The organism is Mesorhizobium silamurunense (genome assembly GCF_014843905.1).
GTDB lineage: Bacteria > Pseudomonadota > Alphaproteobacteria > Rhizobiales > Rhizobiaceae > Mesorhizobium > Mesorhizobium silamurunense.
Genome location: NZ_LPVS01000173.1, coordinates 1 through 472, shown reverse-complemented (window position 1 = coordinate 472; position 472 = coordinate 1). Strand labels below are relative to the sequence as shown.

The following is a 472-nucleotide window of genomic DNA, read 5'->3' as shown; positions in this document are numbered from 1 at the left end:
CAATCACCCGGAACTGGGCGGGCACGATGTCGAGACGCTCGGAGACGTCCTCGCCCATAACATGCAGCTGGCCTTGACAGCACGGGCAGATCTTGTCGGCGATGTCGATTACCTGCTCGACGCGCGGCAGATGGGCGGGCAACGAGCCGCGGTTGGCGCGACGCCTACGAGCCCTGGCATCACGCATTGAGGGGTCCGCGGCTTCCGCGCTGGCGAAGCCCTCCGCCTCTACCTGCTCGGCTTCCTCCAGGCCCAGAAGAAGCTGGTCCTCAGGCAGGCTCTCCGCCCTTCGCCCGAAGCGATAGCGCTGCAACTCCTTGATGATTTGGCGGAGCCTCTCATTCTCCGCACGCGCGGCCAGAAGCATCGCCTGAAGCGCATGAGGATCGTCGGGTAGGGCAGCGGCCGCGTCGGTCACGAAGCGGATTCAAGCATGGATTCCAGTGATTTGGCAATAATGCGATGGTCAGCT

At 63.8% G+C, this 472-nt stretch carries 1 protein-coding gene; it reads right to left on the bottom strand.

What is annotated here, in order from left to right; translation table 11 throughout:
- Positions 1-367, bottom strand: a 367-nt coding sequence (locus tag AU465_RS32900) for an IS66 family transposase (protein WP_192257162.1), incomplete at its 3' end; no start/stop codon positions are given.
- Positions 368-472 lie beyond the last annotated feature (105 nt).